This window comes from Acinetobacter sp. AOR34_HL (assembly GCF_027854795.1).
Classification (GTDB): domain Bacteria; phylum Pseudomonadota; class Gammaproteobacteria; order Pseudomonadales; family Moraxellaceae; genus Acinetobacter; species Acinetobacter junii.
Genome location: NZ_JAKTID010000086.1, coordinates 80,410 through 103,577, shown reverse-complemented (window position 1 = coordinate 103,577; position 23,168 = coordinate 80,410). Strand labels below are relative to the sequence as shown.

Annotated in this window: 18 protein-coding genes and 6 tRNA genes; 8 read left to right on the top strand and 16 right to left on the bottom strand. The window is 38.4% G+C overall.

Features of this window, described 5'->3' with window-relative positions; genetic code table 11:
* Positions 1–20: 20 nt before the first annotated feature.
* The gene (locus MKL32_RS15980) at positions 21–1,235 is read right to left on the bottom strand and encodes a multidrug effflux MFS transporter (protein ID WP_270900754.1); all 1,215 of its coding nucleotides are present in this window, start codon (positions 1,233–1,235) and stop codon (positions 21–23) included.
* Between the two features lie 143 nt (positions 1,236–1,378).
* On the opposite strand from MKL32_RS15980, the gene yccS reads away from it, so the two are divergent.
* From yccS to MKL32_RS15960, 4 genes are all read left to right on the top strand, one after another.
* Positions 1,379–3,553 (top strand): YccS family putative transporter, encoded by a 2,175-nt coding sequence (yccS, locus tag MKL32_RS15975; protein ID WP_004908702.1) that lies wholly within the window; start codon positions 1,379–1,381, stop codon positions 3,551–3,553.
* 79 nt (positions 3,554–3,632) lie between these two features.
* Entirely contained in the window at positions 3,633–4,217 is a 585-nt protein-coding gene (locus tag MKL32_RS15970; protein ID WP_004908704.1) for a YcxB family protein, read from the top strand.
* A gap of 160 nt (positions 4,218–4,377) precedes the next feature.
* Positions 4,378–6,915, top strand: coding sequence for a sulfite reductase flavoprotein subunit alpha (locus MKL32_RS15965; RefSeq protein ID WP_270900753.1), 2,538 nt, complete (start codon positions 4,378–4,380; stop codon positions 6,913–6,915).
* A gap of 124 nt (positions 6,916–7,039) precedes the next feature.
* The gene (locus MKL32_RS15960) at positions 7,040–7,825 is read left to right on the top strand and encodes a YdcF family protein (protein WP_004950576.1); all 786 of its coding nucleotides are present in this window, start codon (positions 7,040–7,042) and stop codon (positions 7,823–7,825) included.
* Positions 7,826–7,857: 32 nt separating this feature from the next.
* Here MKL32_RS15960 and MKL32_RS15955 read toward each other — a convergent pair whose 3' ends face one another.
* The 9 genes from MKL32_RS15955 to MKL32_RS15915 form a co-directional block, all read right to left on the bottom strand.
* Positions 7,858–8,325, bottom strand: a complete 468-nt coding sequence (locus MKL32_RS15955) for a DUF2750 domain-containing protein (protein ID WP_004950574.1) — start codon at positions 8,323–8,325, stop codon at positions 7,858–7,860.
* Between the two features lie 94 nt (positions 8,326–8,419).
* Positions 8,420–8,495 (bottom strand) — tRNA-Val (locus MKL32_RS15950).
* A 138-nt stretch (positions 8,496–8,633) separates the two neighbouring features.
* Positions 8,634–8,710, bottom strand: a tRNA-Asp gene (locus MKL32_RS15945).
* Between the two features lie 40 nt (positions 8,711–8,750).
* Positions 8,751–8,826, bottom strand: a tRNA-Val gene (locus tag MKL32_RS15940).
* A gap of 79 nt (positions 8,827–8,905) precedes the next feature.
* Positions 8,906–8,982 (bottom strand) — tRNA-Asp (locus MKL32_RS15935).
* Positions 8,983–9,024: 42 nt separating this feature from the next.
* A tRNA-Asp gene (locus MKL32_RS15930) sits at positions 9,025–9,101 on the bottom strand.
* 23 nt (positions 9,102–9,124) lie between these two features.
* Positions 9,125–9,200: transfer RNA gene (locus tag MKL32_RS15925), tRNA-Val, on the bottom strand.
* 169 nt (positions 9,201–9,369) lie between these two features.
* A complete protein-coding gene (gene elsL, locus MKL32_RS15920; RefSeq protein ID WP_004963873.1) occupies positions 9,370–9,873 on the bottom strand; it encodes a cell wall-recycling L,D-carboxypeptidase ElsL in 504 nt (167 codons plus the stop codon).
* 196 nt (positions 9,874–10,069) lie between these two features.
* Entirely contained in the window at positions 10,070–10,441 is a 372-nt protein-coding gene (locus MKL32_RS15915; RefSeq protein ID WP_270900752.1) for a YbaN family protein, read from the bottom strand.
* 101 nt (positions 10,442–10,542) lie between these two features.
* Here MKL32_RS15915 and MKL32_RS15910 point away from each other — a divergent pair, with 101 nt between their 5' ends.
* The 3 genes from MKL32_RS15910 to dapE all read left to right on the top strand — a co-directional run bounded on the left by MKL32_RS15910 (position 10,543) and on the right by dapE (position 12,923).
* Complete coding sequence (locus MKL32_RS15910) at positions 10,543–11,400, top strand: DUF1853 family protein (RefSeq protein WP_099949083.1); 858 nt, start codon at positions 10,543–10,545, stop codon at positions 11,398–11,400.
* Between the two features lie 118 nt (positions 11,401–11,518).
* Positions 11,519–11,662, top strand: coding sequence for an entericidin A/B family lipoprotein (locus MKL32_RS15905; RefSeq protein ID WP_005402122.1), 144 nt, complete (start codon positions 11,519–11,521; stop codon positions 11,660–11,662).
* Positions 11,663–11,786: 124 nt separating this feature from the next.
* Positions 11,787–12,923: a succinyl-diaminopimelate desuccinylase gene (gene dapE, locus MKL32_RS15900; protein WP_004963882.1), complete on the top strand. Its 1,137-nt coding sequence runs from the start codon at positions 11,787–11,789 to the stop codon at positions 12,921–12,923.
* Between the two features lie 47 nt (positions 12,924–12,970).
* On the opposite strand, the gene MKL32_RS15895 is transcribed toward dapE, so the two are convergent.
* From MKL32_RS15895 to pilG, 6 genes are all read right to left on the bottom strand, one after another.
* Positions 12,971–13,429 carry a hypothetical protein gene (locus tag MKL32_RS15895; protein WP_004950563.1) on the bottom strand — a complete coding sequence of 153 codons (459 nt, stop codon included), beginning with the start codon at positions 13,427–13,429 and terminating at the stop codon, positions 12,971–12,973.
* A gap of 13 nt (positions 13,430–13,442) precedes the next feature.
* The gene (locus MKL32_RS15890) at positions 13,443–18,506 is read right to left on the bottom strand and encodes a hybrid sensor histidine kinase/response regulator (RefSeq protein WP_204378965.1); all 5,064 of its coding nucleotides are present in this window, start codon (positions 18,504–18,506) and stop codon (positions 13,443–13,445) included.
* Between the two features lie 154 nt (positions 18,507–18,660).
* The gene (locus MKL32_RS15885) at positions 18,661–20,748 is read right to left on the bottom strand and encodes a methyl-accepting chemotaxis protein (protein ID WP_004963889.1); all 2,088 of its coding nucleotides are present in this window, start codon (positions 20,746–20,748) and stop codon (positions 18,661–18,663) included.
* 46 nt (positions 20,749–20,794) lie between these two features.
* On the bottom strand, positions 20,795–21,331 hold the full coding sequence (locus MKL32_RS15880; protein ID WP_004908738.1) for a chemotaxis protein CheW: 537 nt from the start codon (positions 21,329–21,331) through the stop codon (positions 20,795–20,797).
* Positions 21,332–21,369: 38 nt separating this feature from the next.
* Positions 21,370–21,732 (bottom strand): response regulator, encoded by a 363-nt coding sequence (locus tag MKL32_RS15875; protein ID WP_004664659.1) that lies wholly within the window; start codon positions 21,730–21,732, stop codon positions 21,370–21,372.
* Between the two features lie 20 nt (positions 21,733–21,752).
* Complete coding sequence (gene pilG, locus MKL32_RS15870; protein ID WP_004640629.1) at positions 21,753–22,136, bottom strand: twitching motility response regulator PilG; 384 nt, start codon at positions 22,134–22,136, stop codon at positions 21,753–21,755.
* A gap of 281 nt (positions 22,137–22,417) precedes the next feature.
* Here pilG and MKL32_RS15865 point away from each other — a divergent pair, with 281 nt between their 5' ends.
* Positions 22,418–23,086: a hypothetical protein gene (locus MKL32_RS15865; RefSeq protein WP_004963893.1), complete on the top strand. Its 669-nt coding sequence runs from the start codon at positions 22,418–22,420 to the stop codon at positions 23,084–23,086.
* The last annotated feature ends 82 nt before the right edge of the window (positions 23,087–23,168 follow it).

Sequence of the window (23,168 nt, the reverse complement as noted above, 5' to 3'; positions counted from 1 at the left end):
CTTTAATGATCACAGTATCTCTACATAGAGATACTGTTCTGTTGCCTTCCAACCTTAAAGATAGCGACCAGTCCTGCTGAAGTAAACATCAACATCATGAGCCCCATGTTCAATGATGCTTTCCAAATCAAAAAGTTCAGAATAACACCACCTAATAAACCACATGCAAACTGCATACTTCCCATGATCGCACTCGCAGTTCCAGCTCGAGCACCTTGTTTAGACATCGCCAAAGCCATTGCATTTGGACCAGTCAACCCGATTCCAGACACTACAAAAAATAAACCAGACATCAATATCCACAACGGAGCGTTATGCATTGATCCTGCAAACACAACACATACAGCACCAAGGAACTGAATCGAACCGCCTAAACGAAGACGGGGATAAATATCCATTCGTGTATTGAGATGCTTATTCAAAGAAGACATCAACATAATTCCAGCAGCATTGAAAGCGAATGCATAGGAGAATTGCTGTTGAGATAATCCATATTGCCCCATAAAGACCGCTGATGCAGAACTGATGTAACAAAACAAAGCTGCACCTGTCAGACAGCCTGCAAACATGGGGACTCTAAAGCTCGCATCTTTTAGAATTGCGGCATAAAGCGTTGTGACTTGATAAGTGGAAAGCTTGAGACGACGCTCAATTGGCAAAGACTCTTTAAAAAAGAAATGGACACATAACCAACAGATCACACCAATAATAGCCAATGCAGCAAAAATCATTTCCCAAGGGAAAAAGTTCAGAATCCAAGCGCCAAACATAGGTGCTAAAATAGGTGCTAGCCCCATGACAATCATCATACTTGAAAATGCTTGAGCTGAACCTTGAACATCCAGCCGATCACGAATCGCAGCGCGCGCAATAACGACACCGACACAGCCCCCAAGCGCTTGAAAAATACGTGCAATGATTAATGCCCATTCATTACTTGCAAATACACAAGCCAGACTGGCAATCACATAAAGGGTTAAACCCAAATACAAAGGTTTTTTTCGACCAATCCGATCGCTCACTGGACCATAGATAAGTTGACCAATCGCAAGCCCTAAAAAATAGGCAGGCAAAGTATTTGCGACCATTTGCGTGCTTACCCCAAACTCCTCTGCCATTTGAGGCAAAGCGGGTAAATACATATCAATTGATAAAGGACCTAAAGCGGTAAGGAGTGCAAGCAACATAATCCAAGTTGTTGAATATTGACGTGAATTAGACTGCTCGACCTTCATAATACTTCACTTTTCAAGTTTATTCCTGATCTAAGCTTAACACTCTCATGCTATTTTGTGCATAATAATACAGGCTGACTAGCACTTTTGAGATGTCAGTTCCCATACAATAATTCCATGACACGATACGAAAAGGACAGCGCTTGAATCCTTGGTTTGGACGTTTAAAACAATTAACTTATAACACCACGTTTATGTATAACGTGAGGATGTTGATCGCGTTTGTAGGTACAGCTTTTGTTCCTTATTTATTAGATTTTCAACTAGCTACGATTCCATTAACTTTAGGTGTAGTTGCTGCGGGTATCAGTGATATTGATGATCGCTTTTCTGTGCGGATCATGAACTTAATCTACACCTACATCGGTTTTTTTATTACCGCAGCATCCGTTCAATTATTATTTCCCTACCCTTTCGCATTCGCTTTTGGTTTGATCGCCTCTTGTATTGGCTGGATTCTGTTAGGTTCGTTAGGGCGACGTTACGCCACGATTGCTTATGGATGCTTGGTGGTTTCGGTATATACCATGCTCGGTGTTCATCTATTTGAAGACTGGTATTTGCAACCTGCATTACTTGTGATCGGAGCGGCATGGTATGGTCTGATTTCAACCATCAGCTTCTTATTATTTCCAGTTCGTCAATTACAAGATCAACTATCAGCATCTTATAATGCTTTAGGTAGTTTTTTATATGCTAAATCAAACCTGTTTGATGTGGATATGACCGCATCAAGCTACCAACAAAGCATGATTGATTTAGCACTCGAAAATGGAAAATTAATTACATTATTCAATAATTTACGTGTAGCACTAGTCACTCGTCTCAAAGGAGACCGAGGTCAAAAAGATACGCGACGCAGCTTGCAGTATTATTTTGTAGCTCAAGATATTCACGAGCGTGCTGATTCCGCTCATATTGATTATCAAAAACTCGCCAAACTGTTTCAACACAGTGATATTTTATTTCGTTTCCAACGTATTCTTACCATTCAAGGCAAAGCATGTCAGGACTTAGCGCAATGTATCTTGAATCGCACACGTTATACGCACAACAAAAGATTTCAACATAGTTTTGAAAATCTTAGACTGTCATTAGAAAAATTACGTGAAGATAATATTTATGATCAAGTACGTGTAAATGCCTTATTTGCACTCTATCAAAATTTAAAATCGATCGATGCCCAACTGCAAAATTTAGAAACAGAACGCGATTTGCAACTGATCAACGCTCAACAAACTGAACACCAACTTAAAGATGATGATCTCAAAGGTTGGAATGATATTTTTGTTCGAGTCAAACAGCATCTCACACCTGAATCTGTTTTATTTCGACACGCTGTCCGTTTATCTATCGTTTTATTTATTGGCTATATTTTTATTCAAGTTACCAATATTGCATATGGATACTGGATTTTACTCACTGCACTGTTCGTATGTCAGCCAAACTTCAACGCCACAAAACGCCGCTTATATTTGCGTATAGTGGGTACATTAATCGGCATTATTGTTGGATTGGCGATTATCTATTTTATTCCTTCACTTGAAGGGCAATTGGTGATGCTTGTTTTAAGCGGTGTGTTATTTTTCGAACTAAGAAGTAAGCAATATGCTCAAGCAACTGCATTCATCACTATCTTGGCACTGATCAACTTTAATCTTGATGGTTCTGCATTTGCTGCAGGATTTCCAAGATTTATCGATACACTTATCGGATGTGCCCTCGCATGGTTTGGCGTGAGTTTTATTTGGCCCGATTGGAAATTTCGCCGGCTGCCACGTACCATCCAGCGTTCTATAGAAGCCCAATGTAATTATCTTTCGGAAGTAGTTCAGCAATACCACGAAGGTAAAAATAATGCGCTCAATTATCGTGTAGTTCGTCGCGCAGCGCACAATACCGATGCAGAAGTTGCTTCTTTAATTTCCACATTAGCAACTGAGCCAAATATTGATCCAACACAAAAGTCACTTGCATTCGAGTTCTTGTGTTTGAGTCATACCTTTTTGAGCTATATCGCAGCCTTAGGTGCACATCGAGCACAAATCCATGATCAAGAAGTATTGGCTTTACTTGATCAAGCCCTAGATGATATTAAAGGCACATTATTGCGTGATGAGGTTCCAGATTTATCCGCGCAAAACATGTTACAAACCATACGTCAACGACTCAGTACTCATGATGAAGGGGATCCAAAATCCTTGATTATTTTGCAACAATTATCACTCATGTTTGGTATTTTGACTCGCTTAAGCATGCTTAAACAAAGCTTGAGTCATGAGCCAAATCAGGATGGCACTGAGTTTGCATCTCTTTGATTTATCCACCATTGGCATAATATCTTTGACTGCTAATTAATGCTAAACTTAACCTAGTTCTACACTCATTTTTTATACTATGACCGCCAAAACGCTATACGCTTATACGCTACAACCTGTTCCCTACGAAGTTTCCGAAGCTGAACAACGTCAAGCTCAACTTATGATTTGGCGTAGTACTAATAAATTTAGTCGCAAAGCGTGGATCATTATGATTTCGCTTGTGGTGCTTTCTTTAGTGACCGCTGGACTGATTAACTACTACTCTACTTACTCAACTGTATTTTGTTGGGTTGTTATCGTGTTCGTTGCCCTCTTCTACCTGATTAAACGATTCGGTCTTGAGTGGTATGTGAAACGTAAAATGAATGAATTCCCAGTTCAGGAAATTAAAGGTCTTCGTCTTGGTGTTCAACCACACGGTATCGTCATGCGCCAAAAAATGGGCGTTCAAGAAGGTACTGCAACAATCGGTTGGAAAGATATTTATGAGTGGTATAGCTCACCTGACTTCATTTTGGTGAACTTTAAAGTAAAAACACCAAAAGGTGATGAACAACAAGGTGCATATATCCTTCCTAAACGCATGGATTCAAAAAACTTTTCATTCAATACTGTTCGTAAACATTTGAATGAAACTGTAGGCGCTCCGAAAACGCTATAATTAAAAATATTCAAAAAAAGCCTCTCAAAATGAGAGGTTTTTTTTAATGTGAAATTCAAATGAGAATCAAAATCAATATTACCTACAAAATCCATATTATATTCTTAATCTTGAGTTATAATTTTTTACATGAACTCCACTTTATTTACATTTTTTGACCATGCTTAAAAAAGTCTTCTTCCAAATTCATTGGTTCTTAGGGATCACTGCAGGTTTAATCCTTTCATTGATGGGCATAACTGGAGCAATTTATTCATATGATCAGCAAATCTTAGAATTCATCAATAAAGAGAGCTATGTTGTTGAAGCTGCTTCTACTCCAAAGTTAACCCCAGCCCAGATATTTCAACACTTCAATAAAAAACAACCCGATATTGAGATTAATAGTATTACCATCGCAGCTGACCCTACCGCATCTTCTACAGTAAATATTAAAAAAGAAGGTGCTCGTCGTGGCCATAACATGATGGTCAATCCATATACAGCTGAAGTATTACCAGAAGTCAAAGGTCGTGAAGTATTACAATTTATCCAACGATTGCATCGGAACTTAACAGCAGGCGAGTTTGGAGCACAAATTACAGGTGCATCGACCTTGATGCTTATCTTTTTTGTACTGAGTGGACTTTATCTCCGCTTCCCTAAAAAACATTCTTTTAAACAATGGTTCTTTATTAAGCCTAAACTTAAGGGTCGCAATTTTATTTGGGATTTACATGCTGTAGTTGGAACTTGGCTTGTCGTCTTTTATCTCTTATTTGCATGCACTGGTTTGTATTGGTCATATGACTGGTGGCGTGCTGGTATGTTCAAAGTCATGGGAGTTGAACAACCTAAGCGCAATGAACCAAACCAAGATAGAAAAAAACCTGAACAAGAAAAACTTAAACCTGAGCAAGTGACCAACATATTGTCGCAATCGTGGGCAGGCGTGAATACCCAAATTGGACGTGAATATTCATCATTAACGTTTAATATTCCAAAAAAGAACGATGCAAAGCTTGAGCTATCTTTTGTTGATGCTATCCCCCAACATGAACGTGCTCGTAACCAAGCTATTTATAATTATCAATCCAACACTTTTGAGAAATTTGAGCTTTACGAAGATAAGAAGCTAAATGAAAAGATTATGAGCAGTATGCTCCCTGTACATCGTGGAAGCTTTTTTGGTGACACTTATCAATTTTTAGCAATGCTGGCATCTTTAACAATGCCTTTATTTTTCGTCACAGGTTGGATGCTTTATTTAAAACGTCGCAAACAAAAAAAACTCACACTCGCGGTACGAAATACGATCGGTTCTCAAGTTATTGACCCAAATACAAAACCATGGCTCATCACATACGCAAGTCAAACAGGTGTGGCTGAGCAACTCGCATGGCGTACAGCAACATGCTTACAAGAAGCACAGCAAGCAACAATTGTTAAACCTCTTCAACAGTTGACTGAGCGTGAGCTTCAGCAAGCTGAGCTTGTCTTATTTGTGGTGAGTACCTATGGAACTGGTGAGGCACCTGACTTAGCAACTAGCTTCAGCAAAAAGATGATGAAGCAATCACTAGATTTAAGTTCAATGCAGTTTGCAGTGCTTGCATTGGGTTCTAAAGAATATCCTGAAAGTTTCTGTAGTTTTGGGCATGCAATAAACCAATGGTTATTAGCATCGAAGGCATCACCTTTATTTGACTTAATTGAAGTCGATAACGTCAATCCTAATGATATCCAACGCTGGAATCAGGCTTTATCAGAGATTACGCACACAGAACTACATGCAATGAACATTGAAAAAGTATTTGATCACTGGACATTAAGTTCTCGTACACTCCTCAACCCAAATAGTCTTGGGCAACCTGCTTACAATATTGAATTCACCGCTCCTCATGATATGACTTGGCATCCTGGTGATATTGCAGAAATTCAACCAGAAAATACTCCTACAGAGATTCAACGCTTTTTAGAAAAGTACCAAATCTCAGCTGAATCCAAAATCGAATCATTGAATCAGAAAATTGATCAGGCATTACGGAATAAAAATTTACGCGTAGATGTTCTGGCATACAATCATCTTGATGAGCTTATCGAGCAGCTTCCTACCCTACCCACTCGAGAATACTCTATCGCTAGTATTCCTCCGCAGCAAATTCTCAGACTTGTCGTTCGTCAACAGCGTGACCCACAAGGTGAACTTGGGTTAGGCTCTGGATGGTTAACAGAACATATCCAAATCAAAGATAAACTAGCTTTACGAATTCGCACGAATGAATCATTCCATCTGATTGGTGATAATCGTCCAATCATTTGTATCGGTAATGGCACAGGTATCGCAGGTTTGATGAGCCTGTTGCAACAACGTAATCGTCAAAATTACACTGAAAATTGGTTAATTTTTGGTGAGCGTCAACGTGAATGTGACTATTTCTATAAAGATACCATCGAAGCATGGAAAAACATGGGAACTCTAAAACGTCTAGACTTGGCATTCTCTAGAGATCAAGCTCAACGTATTTATGTACAAGATATTCTTCGCAACAATGCTGAAGAGCTTTTAGCATGGATCGCTAAAGATGCTGTCATATACATTTGTGGAAGCATTGAAGGTATGGCAACAGGTGTTGAAGCTGCATTGATCGATCTTCTAGGAGAGGAAAAATTGGATGAATTACGATTATCAGGTCGTTATCGTCGAGATGTTTACTAAGCTTTATTGAATATAGATAAAGATGGGTGATATTCACCCATTTTTTATTCATCAATAGAAGCGTTTGCCTTTCGATGAATTTTGCATACACTTAGCACGTTTTATATCGCTTACGAAAAAGATTATGCAAGCAAGCTCATGGATTCGTATCATTTTAGCTATAGTCGGTTCTATTTTATTCCTAGATGGAGCTATTCTAATTGCGCTTAAAAAAATTCACATCGGTACAGTTTTACCCTTTTTAATTGGACTATTTTTCTGTATTTACGCTTATTTCTATTATCATTTTGAACGGTTTTTCTTTTATCACTTCCGTCTGCATTCTATTTGGCGCTTTGCATGGGCATGTTTTTGGATTTGGATCATTAGTCTAGGGTATTTCTTTAATTATCTGACAGATAACAATCAGAAACCTCAATCTATTCCACCTGTTAAAGCAATTATTGTTTTAGGAACAGGCATCGAGAATGGTCAACCATCAGCAACACTTGCAAAACGTCTTGATCGTGCAGCACCATTGGCAAAAGCTCAACCAGATGCAAAAGTGATTGTCTCTGGTGGAATTGATTTTGGCGAGAAAGATAGCGAAGCAATTGTTATGTCACGCTATTTGCAGCAAAAACATCAAATCCCTGCCACTCAGATTTTACTCGAAGACAAAAGCACCAGCACTGAACTTAACCTCAAGAATAGCCAGCCTCTGCTATCAGCGCATCACATTACTCTTCAACAACCCATTGCAATCGTAACCAGTGACTTTCATACCTTACGTGCGCAAGCGATTGCAAAAAAACAAGGTTATAGCCAAACCATTTTACTTGGATCAACTACGCCTTTAAGCACTCGATATAATGCATGGTTAAGAGAGTATTTCGCTTATGCAAGCGGATGGATATTAAATGAATATTGATTGGGGGGGCTCTGCCCCAATCTTTTTTTGATTTAATTATGCAAACGGATATCACGTGGCAGGGGCAATTTTAACTCAGCAAATACATCAGGGCGCTGTAAATAGACTTGATAAAGAAAGTTTTTAATATCTAACAATAATGTATCAGGTGGCACCAATAAATTATTACCTTCAGGTGTCAGATCTAAAGAAAGGATCGTATTATTTTCCTTTAAAAAGGGAATCATCTTTTCAATAAAAGCCAATAATGGAACTTCCTGTAGATGATAGTTTGCCCAATTATCTTTAATTAATAATTTTGCCAATCCTTTACTTTGCCAGATTGATAAAGCATGTTGCCCAGAAGGTGTTGCACACAACGCCCACCCATCATGATACAAAGCAATCACTTGACGCTGCATAACAATTTGTTCAATGAACTGACGATAAGTATCTTTTGGAGAAAGATTAGAATTAGTTTGAGATTTCGACGCAGCCTTGCGTTGATAAGGATTTCTCATAAATCACTTCAATTTTAGAATCATTATTGCGGCTAATGATAAAAGAAATGACTTAAAATCACAATCAAGATAGCAAGATATTGTATGGAAGTTATGGTGGGCGCTGACGGGATCGAACCGCCGACATTCTGCTTGTAAGGCAGACGCTCTACCAACTGAGCTAAGCGCCCTGAGCGAGGTAACAAAGCTTGGCTTTGTCTGAGCGCAAGAGAAAAATCTTTGATTTCCCTAATGGCATCTCGTATCAGAGATCAAGTATAAAGATACTTGTTAAAACATTTATTTTCTTGAATAAGGTATCAAGAAAATGGCGCAGCGGACGGGGCTCGAACCCGCGACCCTCGGCGTGACAGGCCGATATTCTAACCAACTGAACTACCGCTGCACTGGGCAACTATCTATTTGATAGTTAATGTCACAAATTATGGTGGGCGCTGACGGGATCGAACCGCCGACATTCTGCTTGTAAGGCAGACGCTCTACCAACTGAGCTAAGCGCCCTGAGCGAGGTAACAAAGCTTGGCTTTGTTTAAGTAAACGTCTAATTTACTTAACTCTAACTGAATTTGCAATCCTAAAGTGGCGCAGCGGACGGGGCTCGAACCCGCGACCCTCGGCGTGACAGGCCGATATTCTAACCAACTGAACTACCGCTGCACTATGATCTTGCAATTTCAGAAACGATTATTAAAACTTAAGTGGCGCAGCGGACGGGGCTCGAACCCGCGACCCTCGGCGTGACAGGCCGATATTCTAACCAACTGAACTACCGCTGCACTTGAGTTTTAACGTAAAGGCTTGGTGGGCGCTGACGGGATCGAACCGCCGACATTCTGCTTGTAAGGCAGACGCTCTACCAACTGAGCTAAGCGCCCTTAACGTCTTCATCGTTTGTGAGGTGCATTATAGAGAATCTTTACAGCCTGTCAAACGCTTTTCCTCATCTTTTCTAAAAAAACAGTGTGAATGATTAAAAAATAGGTAATTCACGATAAAATCTAATATTTCAGTATTTTATTTAAACACTTATTCGATTTCTAACAACTAAATTTCTAAAGGCGATTCAGAAATGTAGACCAGTGCATGTTCAGGAACCAGTTCAAACAATTCAAGAATCTCATCATTCTGCATACGAATACAGCCATGCGACATTGGAATACCCATTGGTTGGCTTTCAGGTGTTCCATGAATATAGATATATCGATTGAACGTGTCGCAGCCCTCACCTTTATTAAAACCAACTTCTAAGCCATCTAGCCAAAGAATACGAGATAAAATCCAATCCCGTTCTGGAAACTGTTCCGCTAATTGCTGATTATAAATTTCACCAGTAGGTTGACGAGCGATGAAGACTGAATTCTTTGCTGCTTTCTGACCGATTTTCTGAGCAACACGATGCCAGCCTCGTGGTGTTTTACCACTATTTTCTTGTTCACCAATGCCATTCTTGCCAGATGAAATCACATAGAACTTATTATGTTTGGGCAAATATAAGGTTTGTTGTGCTAGATCGATCAAAATATCAGCTTGTTCGATGGTATACGACATTTTTATCTCAAGATTAAATAACGCTAAATTATTTCAACACAAATAATAGCTGATTTCTGTAGTTTTGATTTTTTAAAAATTTGGATCTATCGGCGTTTAAAATGACTAAAAAATTATGAGTATTCTCATTGTAGCATTTGGTTTGTTAAATTTAAGCGTAAATCAACGCAGCATTAAAGCCATCTCTAAGATTTACTTAATCATTTTTTGAATCAGGCTCAGGGCGTGACCACAGCCAAATTGCAACGATCAACATCGTCACATCAGTGAATACTTTGACTAAGATTGGTGCATTGGTAAATAACATCAAAACTCCACTGATTAGCATCATAATTGATGCAATCCATTTTGCTTTGCGTGGCACAGTGCCATATTCACGCCAGTTGCGTAAAGTAGCTCCATATTTGGGATGATTGAGTAACCAAGCATCCATTTGTGGCCATCCTTTTGATGCAGCCCAAGCAGCAAGGATCAAGAAAACCGTTGTTGGCATACCTGGTAAAATTGCACCAATAATACCGAGCATAATGAAAATTACGACCAGACTTCGCCAAAATAAAGTTTTCATTGCGCTATTAACCAATACGTCAACACAAGCGTGCTAGTATAAAGTGTTTTTAAGCTGCTTTCTTAAACTTGGCTGGCTTATTTCTATGATTGGATTAAATGATGTCTGAAGCCGATTCTACGCCGCTGTTTTTTGAACCTTGGATACAATTTAAAACTCCAATCGTCAGGCAGCTCGCATTTTGCATCTCGAGCCCGAATATCCTTTCACAAAAGCCACATGAATTAGTAATAAAAAACAATTTTGAGCTACACGATGACCATCATTGGCAAGAGCTTTACCAATCCTACGAAGCACGTTTATTTCAGTTAGATGATGATCCAAGCCCTTTAATTGAATTTATAGCTCGCTTAAAAAGCACACGACTTGGGTTGCGTTTCGAAAATTTACTGTGGTTTTGGCTTTTAGATCAGGATTTTCATCATTATCAATTACTTGGTCATAGCATACAAATCATCAACGGCGCAGTAACAATTGGAGAGCTCGATTTTTTAGTTTTAAATCAGCGAAGTAATGAAATTGAACATTGGGAAGTGGCATTAAAGTATTATCTAGGTGAAATGGATCTAGAATTAAAACATTGGTACGGGCTCAACCGACAAGATACATTGAACAGGAAATTACAACATTTCACTGAACGACAATTTCAGTTTTCTGAAATAAATGATTATAAAATTCAAAGAAAATTTTGTGTTTTAAAAGGTCAATTGTATTTACCGACTGTTTGCAACGGTCAACGCCCCCTCCCCACATGGATAAATAATCGTCGCAGAATAGGAAAATGGGGAACACATATTCCAATCGCTCAATATCATCGCTTACAACGGCATGAATGGTTGTGCCCAAATCGTGAAGTAAGTTCTACCTCAGCCAAATGGTGGACAGATGGGCTCTATCACGATCCCAATAGTGAACCTCAGTTTTATATGTTTAGGACATCATTGTTCAAGCAAACTTAAGTTGTTTAACTTTTATAAAGTAACATTTCATAACAGTTCTACAAACAAACCATCATGTTCATTTTATAGTATTTTTTTTAGCCTCTAAGAACATCATAATTACATTTAAACGGAGAAGATGATGAAAAAAATCTTAGTTGCTTCGATCATGACTGCTTTTGTTTTAACTGGTTGTAATACATTTAAAGGTTTTGGTCAGGACGTATCTAAAGCAGGTGACAAAGTTACTCAGACTGCTGAAAAAACTCAAGAAAAAATGTAATCTTGATCCAGCAAGTTCACAAAACCTTATCTCATCTCAGATAAGGTTTATTTTTACATACCTTTCTTAATCATATTCCCCTATTATATCGGTTCAGAATTCACCAGATTTAGCTACATCTCGCATGAACCAGCATTCCGATACTTTAGAACTCAGTTTACAACTTCTTCGTCAACCTTCTGTCACTCCATTCGATCATGATTGTCAAAAAATCATGGCTGATCGATTAGAGAAAGTAGGTTTTAAAATTGAAAAGATGCGCTTTGAAGACGTTGATAATCTTTGGGCACGTCGGGGTACAGAACAACCTGTTTTTTGTTTTGCTGGGCACACAGATGTAGTCCCAACAGGTCATTTAGATGCATGGAACTCAGATCCATTTCTGCCAAGCATTCGTGATGGCAAGTTATATGGTCGTGGTTCAGCTGATATGAAAACAGCTTTGGCAGCAATGGTTGTTGCTTCTGAGCGTTTCGTAGCAAAACATCCAAATCATAAAGGTTCTATTGCGTTCTTAATTACCTCTGATGAAGAAGGCCCATCAATCAATGGTACTGTCAAAGTTGTTGAAACCTTAGAAGCGCGCAATGAGAAAATGACGTGGTGTCTTGTTGGAGAACCTTCGAGTACTCATCGATTGGGTGACATTGTAAAAAATGGTCGTCGTGGATCTTTAAATGCTGTTTTAACGATTCATGGCAAGCAAGGACATGTGGCTTATCCTCATCTTGCACAGAATCCAATTCACCTCGCCTCTAAAGCAATTAATGAGTTATGTGAAACAGTTTGGGACAATGGCAATGAATATTTCCCTGCGACTTCTTTCCAAATCTCAAATATTCATGCAGGAACTGGCGCAACCAATGTCGTACCAGGAACTTTGAAAGTGACTTTTAACTTCCGTTATTCGACTGAGGTTACAGCCGAAATATTAAAACAACGTGTTATTGAAACTTTAGATAAACACCAATTAACATATGACATTCAATGGACCTTGTCTGGTTTACCATTCCTTACACCTGTCGGTGAGTTGGTGAATGCAGCAAAAACAGCCATTAAAAATGTAACAGGCATTGAAACCGAACTTTCTACGAGTGGCGGTACTTCAGATGGTCGTTTTATCGCACCAACTGGCGCACAAGTGCTAGAGCTAGGGGTTTTAAATGCAACCATTCACCAGATTAACGAACATGTCAACGTAGATGAGCTTGATCCATTAACTGATATTTATGAGCAGATTTTAGAAAATTTATTAACTTAATTCTGTGCATTAAAAAAGGAACTCTATTTTGAGTTCCTTTTTTATTTTTATAAACCTAGCTTGGTTTGAATATGCTGTAAATTAGGTACGTAGAATTGCTTCTCTCCCATTTTTACATATTTGAAGACCGTACTATCGTTAATGTCACGTTCTTCATCTACCATTTCTGAGATACGTAAACGAATTGACTCTGGCATTTCATTGCATACCAAAGCAAAGCGTTCTGAAACATCATCACCTTCAATGACCAAAGCAACACCTTCTTCTAACTTCGGATCATTGACAGCAAAGACTGGTAGCTTTAGATCATGCCACTCAATAAAATCCACATTGGTTTCAGTATCCATTGCTGAAAGCACAATGTTTTGTGGCAACAACATTGGAACATTATCAAAACAATCAATAATGTAGGCATCAATAAAACCAGTAGATACTGTAATTAAATGCTGTAATTCTTGTTGGTTAATTTGTCCCAATCCAGCAGTGTTCGCGTTTTTTTTTGCCATTCGTTTCTACCTCTCAGCGAACCGTAAGTAAACTTTCGATATTTTCCAAAAGTGTTTCCTCTTGGAACGGTTTACCCATGTATTGACTTACACCCAATGACAATGCTCGTTCACGATGTTTCTCGCCTGTACGTGAGGTAATCATAATAATCGGTAAATCTCGGTGCAACTCATGATGTCGAACAAGATTCGTCACTTCGAAACCATCCATTCGCGGCATTTCAATATCTAACAACATTAAATCAGGTTTGATTGTTTCAAGTTGTTCAATCGCATCAACACCGTCTTTCGCTGTCACAACATCATAACCATGGCGTTCTAATAAACGTGATGTGACTTTTCGTACCGTAACAGAGTCATCGACAATCATAATCAAGCGACGTTCATCATAACGCTGTTTGGTATAGGTATCATCAGCTTGTTTACTGCGATGAGTTGACTGCGCCTGACGAGCAATAGTTTGACCATCTAGAATCAAACAGACTTGTCCATCACCTAGAATCGTCGCTCCTGCAATCACACCAATACTCGAGAACTGTTGTCCAATAGGTTTCACAACAATTTGGCCACGAGAACCGATCAATTGATCAACCAGTAAAGCCGTAGTTTGACCTTGCGCACCTTTAACCAAAAGTACAGGCAGAGAATGCACCATTCCACTTAAGCGTGGAATTGGTTGACCTGCTACAAACTCAGATAAATAACGTAAGCGATATTTCTCTTGATCAATTGTGAAGTAATCATCCTGACCTTCGAAATATTGTTCTAAAGCTGCAGGAGAAATTCGCACAATACGATCAATTTGTGCAAGTGGGAACGCAAATTGCTGATCACCCGCTTTCACCATTAACGCATCACTAACCGCCACAGTTGTTGGGACACGAATTGTGAAAGTTGTTCCCTTACCAAGCGTTGAGTCTACACTGACGTGACCACCTAATGCTTTGATATCACTTTGTACAACGTCAAGACCTACACCACGACCTGAAATCTGCGTAACCTGTGCAGCCGTACTAAATCCTGGGTGGAAAATAAATTGTAAGATTTCTTCTTGTTCAAGCTTTTGATCTTTGGTCATCAAACCCGTTTGAATAGCTTTTTGCTTGATACGGCTAACATCAATACCTTTACCATCATCACTGAATGTCACAACAACATCAGTTCCTTGACGACCGATATTTAATACAATATGACCTGTTTCTGGTTTATTGGCTTGCAAACGTTGCTCACGATCCTCGATACCATGGTCAATCGCGTTACGTAACATATGTTCGAAAGGCGCAATCAATCTTTCGAGAATACTACGATCTAGTTCACCCTCAGTATTATTTACCACCAATTCTGTTGGACGATTCAATGTAGATGCTGTTTGACGAACAATACGCTGTAATCGTGGTAGCAATCTTGAGAAAGGTACTAGACGAGTTCTCATCAAGCTTTCCTGTATTTCAGCTTGAATACGAGACTGCTGTAATAGCAGACCTTCAGTATCACGGATCTTTTCAGATAAAGTTGTTTTAAAATCGACTAAGTCAGATGCCGATTCAGCTAAAGATTTCGACAATTGATTGAGTGAAGAATATTGATCCATCTCTAATGGATCGAAATCCTCATAACGTGAATTTTCACCGCCATGACGAGCAATAATTTGACTTTCTAACTCACCTTCCATTCGACGCAACTGATCAGCCAAACGCTTAATCGCTAGCTCCATCTCAGTTAGAGTTCCACCTAACTGTCCCAAGTCCATCTCAATACGCGAACGGTTGATCGCATTCTCGCCTGATAAATCAATCATTTTTTCAATGACATCAGCAGAAACACGGATCATTTCATTGTTCTGTTCGATACGCTCAGAACTTTCCCACTCACCAAACATTGATGGTGGCTCAGTACCATCACCTTGCACGAACTCCATCGTATATTCAGGAGTAAATACATCTTTAGCAGAGAATTTTTGTGGAAGCTGTGCAGAAACATCAACGAATTCGATATTTTCTAAACTATGTTTTAAACCATCAAAATTGGCGTATTGACGTTTGAAAATAGCATCATGTAACCAAGTTAATGCTGTATTGAGTAAATTGTCATAAACATTAGAGTTGAAATGATGTAAACCAAACTGCTCAAAGGTATTTTCCAAATGATAAGCAATAACACCAACTGCTTCGAGTTGAGCCATGCGTGCTCCACCCTTTAAACTGTGGGCATTACGCTGCAACTGCAATAACAAGCTACGATTACCACGTTGTTCAAACCATTGTTTTAATAAACTTTGAGCTTGTTCTAGTAATTCTTCTGCTTCTTCAAGGAACGTTTCTTCGACAAGTGAACGTACTTCCTCATCGGCATTTTGAGATGTTTCGAGAGCATTCTGCTCAATCGTAGCTGCAACTTCACCGTCAATTTCAATGGTTGGACTAGATGTCTCAGTCACCAAAGAAGTAGTCGCATCATAGTGATCTTGCGGTTGGCTATCAACAACTTCAACAGACTGCACAAGTGTGGAAGAAACTGATTCTGAAACAGAACCTTGATGTTGCTGCTGTAGAAGATTTACGATATGTACTGATGGATAATCGATTTGTTGATCACGAATTGTTTGAACACGATCAGCAATGTCATCTTGTACCAATCTTATTAATGCGATCAGCTCAGAAGATGGGTGAAGTTGCTGATTAATGAGCTTTTCGTAAATTGTTTCTAGCTCATGTGCGATTAGTCCCATATGCGTTGCTTGAATCATATTTGATCCACCTTTTAAGGTGTGCAAATAACGCATAAGATTTTTTAATGCAGCTAAGTTGGTATGATCAGCAGTCCAAAGACTTAAATCTGAATCAATACCAGCGAGTAACTCGTCCGCCTCATCTAAGAAGATATCAAGTAAGTCTGGATCAAAATTACGATTTGAATCACTAGATTGTAGTAGTTGCTTGTCTAAAGCCAGTTGTTGAGCGAAATCTGTTACATCTACTGTATTACTGATGGTCGTTTGACTATTGTCATCAGATGAAAGGGCTTCAACCTCGTCACTTTCAATAATGATTTCACTGTTATTTAAGCTTAGCTCTTGGTCTTGCACATCAAGTATTAATTCTTGCTCAGCTTTTTGCTCGTGTGAAACTTCAGATACTTGTGACGAATCCGATGCACCTACGCCTTTTAACAAACCCAAAACATGAGTTGAAGGATAATCAACTTGATGATCTTTAATAGTTTGAATACGATCAGCAATATCATCCTGTACAGCACGAATTAAATTAACTAAAGCAGAGGAAGCCTGTATCTGTTGATTGATTAACTTCTCGTAAATAGTTTCTAGCTCATGTGCAATCAACCCAATATGCCGTGCTTGAATCATATTTGACCCACCTTTTAAGGTGTGTAAATAACGCATCAAATTCTTTAGAGCATTTAGATTTTGTTGATCAGATGACCATGTCGTTAAATCTGCATCGATACCAGCGAGTAACTCATCAGCCTCTTCTAGGAAGATATCTAAAAGATCAGGGTCAAAATCTCGATTGGACTCATTAGAGTCAAGCATTTGCTTATCAAGCGCAAACTGCGTTGAGAGATCATTTACAGTTGTATGTTCACTAATATCTGACGTGTAAGGCTGATCTTGAGCGATTTCAACAATTTCGGCAGGTAATTCATCACTTGATGCAACACTTTCAACATTCTGCTGAGTAAATGAACTCAGTTCATTGAGAATACGCTCATGAACTTTAGTCAAAGTTACCCGTTGTCCTGCTGCCAACGTATCAAATAATTGAATAAAGTGTTGATGAACTTGCTGATATAACTCAAAAGCATAATCAAGATTTAATAAACTCGGTTTGAATAGAAGATCTTGATAACTTGAACGTAACAGACTTGTGTACTGATACATCCCAATTGTTGCATGATGATGAGTATGCTGTAATAAAAGCTCTGTTTGCTTACTTAATGTTTGAATATACTGAGGAAATTCACTGCGGGCACGCTTTTCAAAATCAAACTCCACATCAAGCAAATCATTGATATCAAGCTCTAATAATTGAGAAACAAGACCTTGAGGACGTACGGTATCCCCTTGTTTTTCTTCCAATTGAAAATCATAGCTATCCCAAGCAACATTGAAGGTATTAAAAATTTCATCAAACTTTTGCTTTGGACCTTCTTGTTTAAGGGTGTGTAAATAATCACGCACAAACTGAGCATAATGGATGAGTAATGCAGTTTCATCCGAACTTGAATCTAATTCTTCTTGTAAGAGCGTTTTGAATAAGTTCTCAACTTTTGAACTTGCATCAAATACCTGATCTACATGTGCCATTGCTGAACTACCGCGCAAGGTATGTAAAGCTCGAATCAAGGTATTATAATTATCATTTGTTGGACGATCTTTCAGTAAAAATTGATCAATCGTTGCTAAATGATCCTCCGACTCTTCTAAGAAGATTGCTAAAGTTTCTTTTATTAAACCATCTTCTTCAGTTTGGTCTTCAACAAGATTTTCTTCATTAGAAACAGCTTTTGATTCTTCCAAACTATCGTCAGCACTTACTTCCAAGCCTGTAATGACATCTTCTTTATCTAAAGTAACTGACAGTTGTAGCAATTCGGCTAAAGCAGGCTCAAGGCTTTGTTCTTTTTGTAGTTGCTGTCCCAATAACACTAATGGCTTTAAATTAATATGATGAGCTTGAACTGATTTAAAATCTTGGACGAGTTTAAATCTATAGATATTGAATACCGTTTGTACATATTGCTGAATATTCTGATCCAGTGAAATGGTACCTGCAATTATGCGATTCAGAGTTTCTTCAACAGTCCATGCCAATTCGCCTGATGATTTCGCACCGACCATTCGACCAGAACCTTTCAATGTATGAAAGTGGCGGCGAATATCTGTAATTACATCTTTTTGATCAGGGTGTTCGATCCATTGAACTAATAATGGTTCTAATTCAACAAAAATCTCATCTAACTCTTCAATAAAAATATCAAGAATCTCTGAGTCCTGCTCAAGATAACTGTCTTCAGGAAGCGTCATCGTTTCAACTAATGTTTTTAATATTTCTTTCATAGCGGCTTCTTTCGTTTTTATCCACTAATTGTGGCTTAAAAATACGTGTACCAACCGTACAAGATGTCGTTCCATATACTCATCATCTTGCCGAGATATTCAAAATTTCATTTCAGTCAGAGGGTTGATTCTCAGCAACCCTCTGACTCAATGTTTATTCAGGTAACTTAAAGTCAGTTACAGACTCACGTAATGATTCAGCCATGCTTGCCAATTCAGAAACAGAACGAGCTGTATCGAAGGTTGCAGTAGTCGTTTGAGATGTAATTTCTTGAACGACGTTCATCGTAGTTGCAATATGACTTGCTGAAGCAGATTGTAGTTTTGCGGCATCAGAAATGCTTGCAATCAATTTCGCTAAGTCGCCAGATACCGTTTGAATTTCGTCAAGTGCGATACCTGCATCTTTTGCCAAGTTTGCACCGCGAACAACCTCTGCCGTTGTTTGTTCCATTGAAATTACGGCTTCATTGGTATCTGTTTGAATTGTTTTTACCAATCCTTCAATCTGTTTAGTTGCTGATGCTGAACGTTCAGCTAGACGTTGTACCTCATCCGCAACTACCGCGAAACCACGACCAGCTTCACCAGCCATCGATGCTTGAATTGCTGCGTTTAATGCCAAGATGTTTGTTTGATCGGCAATATCATTAATCAACGATACGATGTTACCAATTTCTTGAGAAGATTCACCCAAACGTTTAATACGTTTAGAGGTTTCCTGAATCTGCTCACGAATATGATCCATACCTTCGATTGAACGGTTTACAACATCTGCCCCGTTTGATGCAATTTGTACAGAACGCAATGCTACATCAGCCGATTCAGAAGCGTTGGCAGATACTTGGTCAATTGACAATGCCATTTCATTCATCGCGGCAGATGCGCCTGCAATTTCTTGTGCTTGATGCTCAGAAGCTTCAGCTAACTGGTTAGTAATATTCTGTGTATCTTGCGTGTATCGTGCAACTTCTTGAGATGTCTCAGTGATTCGAGAAACTAGATCTCGTAACTGATCAATTGCGAAGTTAATGGAATCGGCAATCGCACCCGTAAAGTCTTCCGATACTGTTGCATATGAACGTAAGTCACCGTCAGCTAAGTCGGCAATCTCATCGAGTAAACGTAAAATCGCATTTTGGTTACGGTCATATTCATCTTGTAAACGAGTTACACGCTCTTTATCAGTATTACTACGTAATGCGAGTAATTGTAACGCAGAGAAAACCAATAGTCCTAAAGCACCAATTAATACGATACCTGCAACAACATTACCCCAACCACCCTCTGCTTTATCAGATAATGCATTTAATGACCCAAGTAAGGCATCTGATTGAGAGAAAATTTGAGATGAAGCTTGACGAACACGAACGATTTGATTTGCATTCTGTAATACTGTTTCTGCAGCTGATTTTAGAACAGCATCATAATCAGATTTAATGCTATCCAAAGATTCACGTAAATCAGGTGATTCGATACGATCTACACCAAGTTCAGCACTACCATTTAATTGAGCATTTAAGTAAACACCAAAAGTATCAATATCAGCACCGAAGTCATTTGCAGAGATACTAGAGTTATCCGTACCTACTAGTACTGAGTTAATTGAACGTAAAATACGTTCTGCAATAAACACTTGGTTTTTAGTGATAATTACCTGACTACTTGGCATGTTCTCACGAACCATTTGATCAACCATCAAGTTATACTCAGCCTGAATTTCAGGAATCGTTTCACTGATGGAAATGTTCGTATCATAAAGCTGATTAATGACTTTTTGTTGCGAAGCAATTAAATCAATGTTTTTAGAAACATTAGTCCAAAGTTCATTTACTTTTTTGTACTCTGCTGAGCCTTTACCATAAACATTCTCAACAAGTTCCAAGTTCTCAGCAAATCGTTTTTCTGACTCAACCAAACTCTTCATCGCTTCAGGTGTACCTGAAGCCGTTGCCTCTGTTGCTTGGCGCGAAATCATCTGCGATAACAAACGCAACTCACCCAAACTACGAGTTAATTGGTTTGAACGTGGAACACTGACAAAAAGGTAAATTAAGAGGATAACTGCTAGAGCTAAAGCGATTAAAGCTCGATAAAGAATCGGTCTAGATTTCTCAGTTTCACCGAATAATCGTGAAAACTGATCTAATTGAGTGCGTATTTTTTCTAAAAATGCGCTGCTCTTCTTAGTACCAGAACTATCATTAACACTGCCATTTTTCTTTTTAAGTTTAAAGCCCATACCAGCTTCTCCCCTGAATACGCATTTATGTTCCGTAGCGTAAAAATTAGTTTATAAATTTTATTGATGCATTCATGTATTGAGGGTTTTGCAACAACCGACTCAGTAAAAATACATGCCATTGTTGGTTATGTTGGTGGAAGTATCCCTGACAATACTCTTTGAGCTTATTGTCTAGTTCAGAACTTTGAGAAAAAAAACTCTTTTTATTAAAGTGCTGAATCCCCAAAACTTGGTCTACAACCAAACCAACATAATGATCTTGATGGCTTATACAAATTACTTTTTGCGTTGGTGAAAATTGGCTCCTTTGTCCTGAAATAAAATGTGTTAAATCAGAAACTGAGAGCAACCGCCCACGAATATTTGCCAAACCACGCACCCATGATTGAGTATTTGGTACTGGTGTATATTTCGGTGGATAAATCACCTCCGAAATTTCCCCAAGTGGCGCAACAAAATATTGCCCTAACATCTCAAATGCAATACCAGACCAACGACTGACTTCATTTTGTGTTGAAGCGTATTGTTTATTGCCTCGCTTGGATAAGCGAAGCAATTCGATAAATCCATTTGCAGCCATAACCTATCCCATATTGAGTATTGAAAAGGCTCGTACAATTAACTTAATAGTTGCTTGATCACATCTATCAGTTGCTGTTCATCAATAGGCTTAGTTAAGTAATCACAAGCACCTTGACGTTTACCCCATACTCTGTCTGTCGCTTGATCTTTGGTACTTACAATCACGACTGGAATATGTTGTGTATCCTTACCTTTACTGATTTGACGTGTTGCTTGAAAGCCATTCATCCCTGGCATTACCACATCCATTAACACAAGGTCTGGTAACTCAGCCTGTGCCATTGTTACACCGTCAGCACCATTAGTTGCTTCTAAAACTTCATAACCGTGCTTTGTCAAAATTTCTCTAAAACGAAACGTTTCAGTAGGAGAATCATCTACAATAAGTATACGAGCCATTTTTTCCTCGATTTTAAATTTTATGCGCTTACGTGGTTACGAATCGCACTTAACAGCTCATCTTTACTAAATGGCTTAGTTAAATATTCATCTGACCCCACAACACGCCCTTTGGCTTGATCAAACAAACCATCTTTGCTTGATAACATGATTACTGGAATATTTTGATAATTTAGAGAGTTTTTAATTAATGCACAGGTTTGGTAACCATCTAGACGAGGCATCATAATATCGACAAATACGATATCAGGATTTGCTTCCGCAATTTTCGATAATGCTTCAAAACCATCGACAGCTGTAATCACCTCACAACCTTCGCGTTGTAACAGTGTCTCAGCTGTACGTCGAATCGTTTTAGAATCGTCAATCACCATTACTTTTAAATTTTGAAATTTATCTTCCATTTATTGTCCTGCCCCATTCACTCAATACAAATTATGGTTGTTTAATTTGTTTTATACAGACTAGTTGATATTTTTAACATACCTTTACTTGCATTATCAATGAAGTTTTTTGAACCAAACTATCAGTTTTTCAAAACAATATTAAACAGTTCACACTTTTCATCAAATTCCTATTTTTTTTTTGCATAAGAAGTATTTTTAATTGTATAAATAGCTACTAATATAGTACTGATTATTATTTAAAAATAAGTGATTTAATTAACTTTTTATCGGGGAATGTAATGACTGGTTCGTTAAAGTGCGGTTTCCGCATTCGTCACTTTACAACGATTGCTCGTAATTACATTTGCGCATTTTTTTTATGTTTTTTTTATACATCAACTTTCGCAGCAACTGATCAACCCAAAGCAGCATGGTATCGTTACTACGACAGAAATGGTGTTGCTAATGTTAGTACTTCTGTGACACCAGAGCATATTCGTTATGGGTATGAAGCACTCGATCGTAACATGCAAGTGATCAAACGAAATCAACCATATAATGCGAATAAAGATATTCAACAAGCATCTCATCGTGAAGCTTTAGCTAGACAACGAGAAAAAGATTTAAAGCTCAAACGTGCCTATGGAAGTGCAAAAATTGCAGCAATAAAACGCGATCAAATGTTAGCAAACATTAAAAAGCAGTTGAATTATCAGCAGAACCAATTACAACAGTTACAACGCGATAAGATCGGCTTCAAGCGTCAAGAAATGGAATATCATCGCAAAGGAGAATCGATTCCAGCATCACTCAAAAACAATTTAGCCAATAATGCTCAAAATATTGATAATGTAAAAAACACTGTTGAAAGTTTACGTAATAGCTATCATAAAACTGAGTCAGATTATGCTGAGATCATTCGTCGCTTAAATAAATTAGAACAAGATGAAGCATCTCGTAATCAATAATTACCCTTCCCTTTCACAACTTTCGCTTGAATTGGATGTGCTAACTTTTCCGAAATTGAATGATTCATGTCATAATGCGCTC

Excerpts from the sequence above, each read along its gene's own strand:
- MKL32_RS15980 (WP_270900754.1), bottom strand. The coding sequence starts at position 1,235 with ATGAAGGTCGAGCAGTCTAATTCACGTCAATATTCAACAACTTGGATT.
- MKL32_RS15970 (WP_004908704.1), top strand. The coding sequence starts at position 3,633 with ATGACCGCCAAAACGCTATACGCTTATACGCTACAACCTGTTCCCTAC.
- MKL32_RS15965 (WP_270900753.1), top strand. The coding sequence starts at position 4,378 with ATGCTTAAAAAAGTCTTCTTCCAAATTCATTGGTTCTTAGGGATCACT.
- MKL32_RS15960 (WP_004950576.1), top strand. The coding sequence starts at position 7,040 with ATGCAAGCAAGCTCATGGATTCGTATCATTTTAGCTATAGTCGGTTCT.
- MKL32_RS15955 (WP_004950574.1), bottom strand. The coding sequence starts at position 8,325 with ATGAGAAATCCTTATCAACGCAAGGCTGCGTCGAAATCTCAAACTAAT.
- elsL (WP_004963873.1), bottom strand. The coding sequence starts at position 9,873 with ATGTCGTATACCATCGAACAAGCTGATATTTTGATCGATCTAGCACAA.
- MKL32_RS15915 (WP_270900752.1), bottom strand. The coding sequence starts at position 10,441 with ATGAAAACTTTATTTTGGCGAAGTCTGGTCGTAATTTTCATTATGCTC.
- MKL32_RS15910 (WP_099949083.1), top strand. The coding sequence starts at position 10,543 with ATGTCTGAAGCCGATTCTACGCCGCTGTTTTTTGAACCTTGGATACAA.
- MKL32_RS15905 (WP_005402122.1), top strand. The coding sequence starts at position 11,519 with ATGATGAAAAAAATCTTAGTTGCTTCGATCATGACTGCTTTTGTTTTA.
- dapE (WP_004963882.1), top strand. The coding sequence starts at position 11,787 with ATGAACCAGCATTCCGATACTTTAGAACTCAGTTTACAACTTCTTCGT.
- MKL32_RS15895 (WP_004950563.1), bottom strand. The coding sequence starts at position 13,429 with ATGGCAAAAAAAAACGCGAACACTGCTGGATTGGGACAAATTAACCAA.
- MKL32_RS15890 (WP_204378965.1), bottom strand. The coding sequence starts at position 18,506 with ATGAAAGAAATATTAAAAACATTAGTTGAAACGATGACGCTTCCTGAA.
- MKL32_RS15885 (WP_004963889.1), bottom strand. The coding sequence starts at position 20,748 with ATGGGCTTTAAACTTAAAAAGAAAAATGGCAGTGTTAATGATAGTTCT.
- MKL32_RS15880 (WP_004908738.1), bottom strand. The coding sequence starts at position 21,331 with ATGGCTGCAAATGGATTTATCGAATTGCTTCGCTTATCCAAGCGAGGC.
- MKL32_RS15875 (WP_004664659.1), bottom strand. The coding sequence starts at position 21,732 with ATGGCTCGTATACTTATTGTAGATGATTCTCCTACTGAAACGTTTCGT.
- pilG (WP_004640629.1), bottom strand. The coding sequence starts at position 22,136 with ATGGAAGATAAATTTCAAAATTTAAAAGTAATGGTGATTGACGATTCT.
- MKL32_RS15865 (WP_004963893.1), top strand. The coding sequence starts at position 22,418 with ATGACTGGTTCGTTAAAGTGCGGTTTCCGCATTCGTCACTTTACAACG.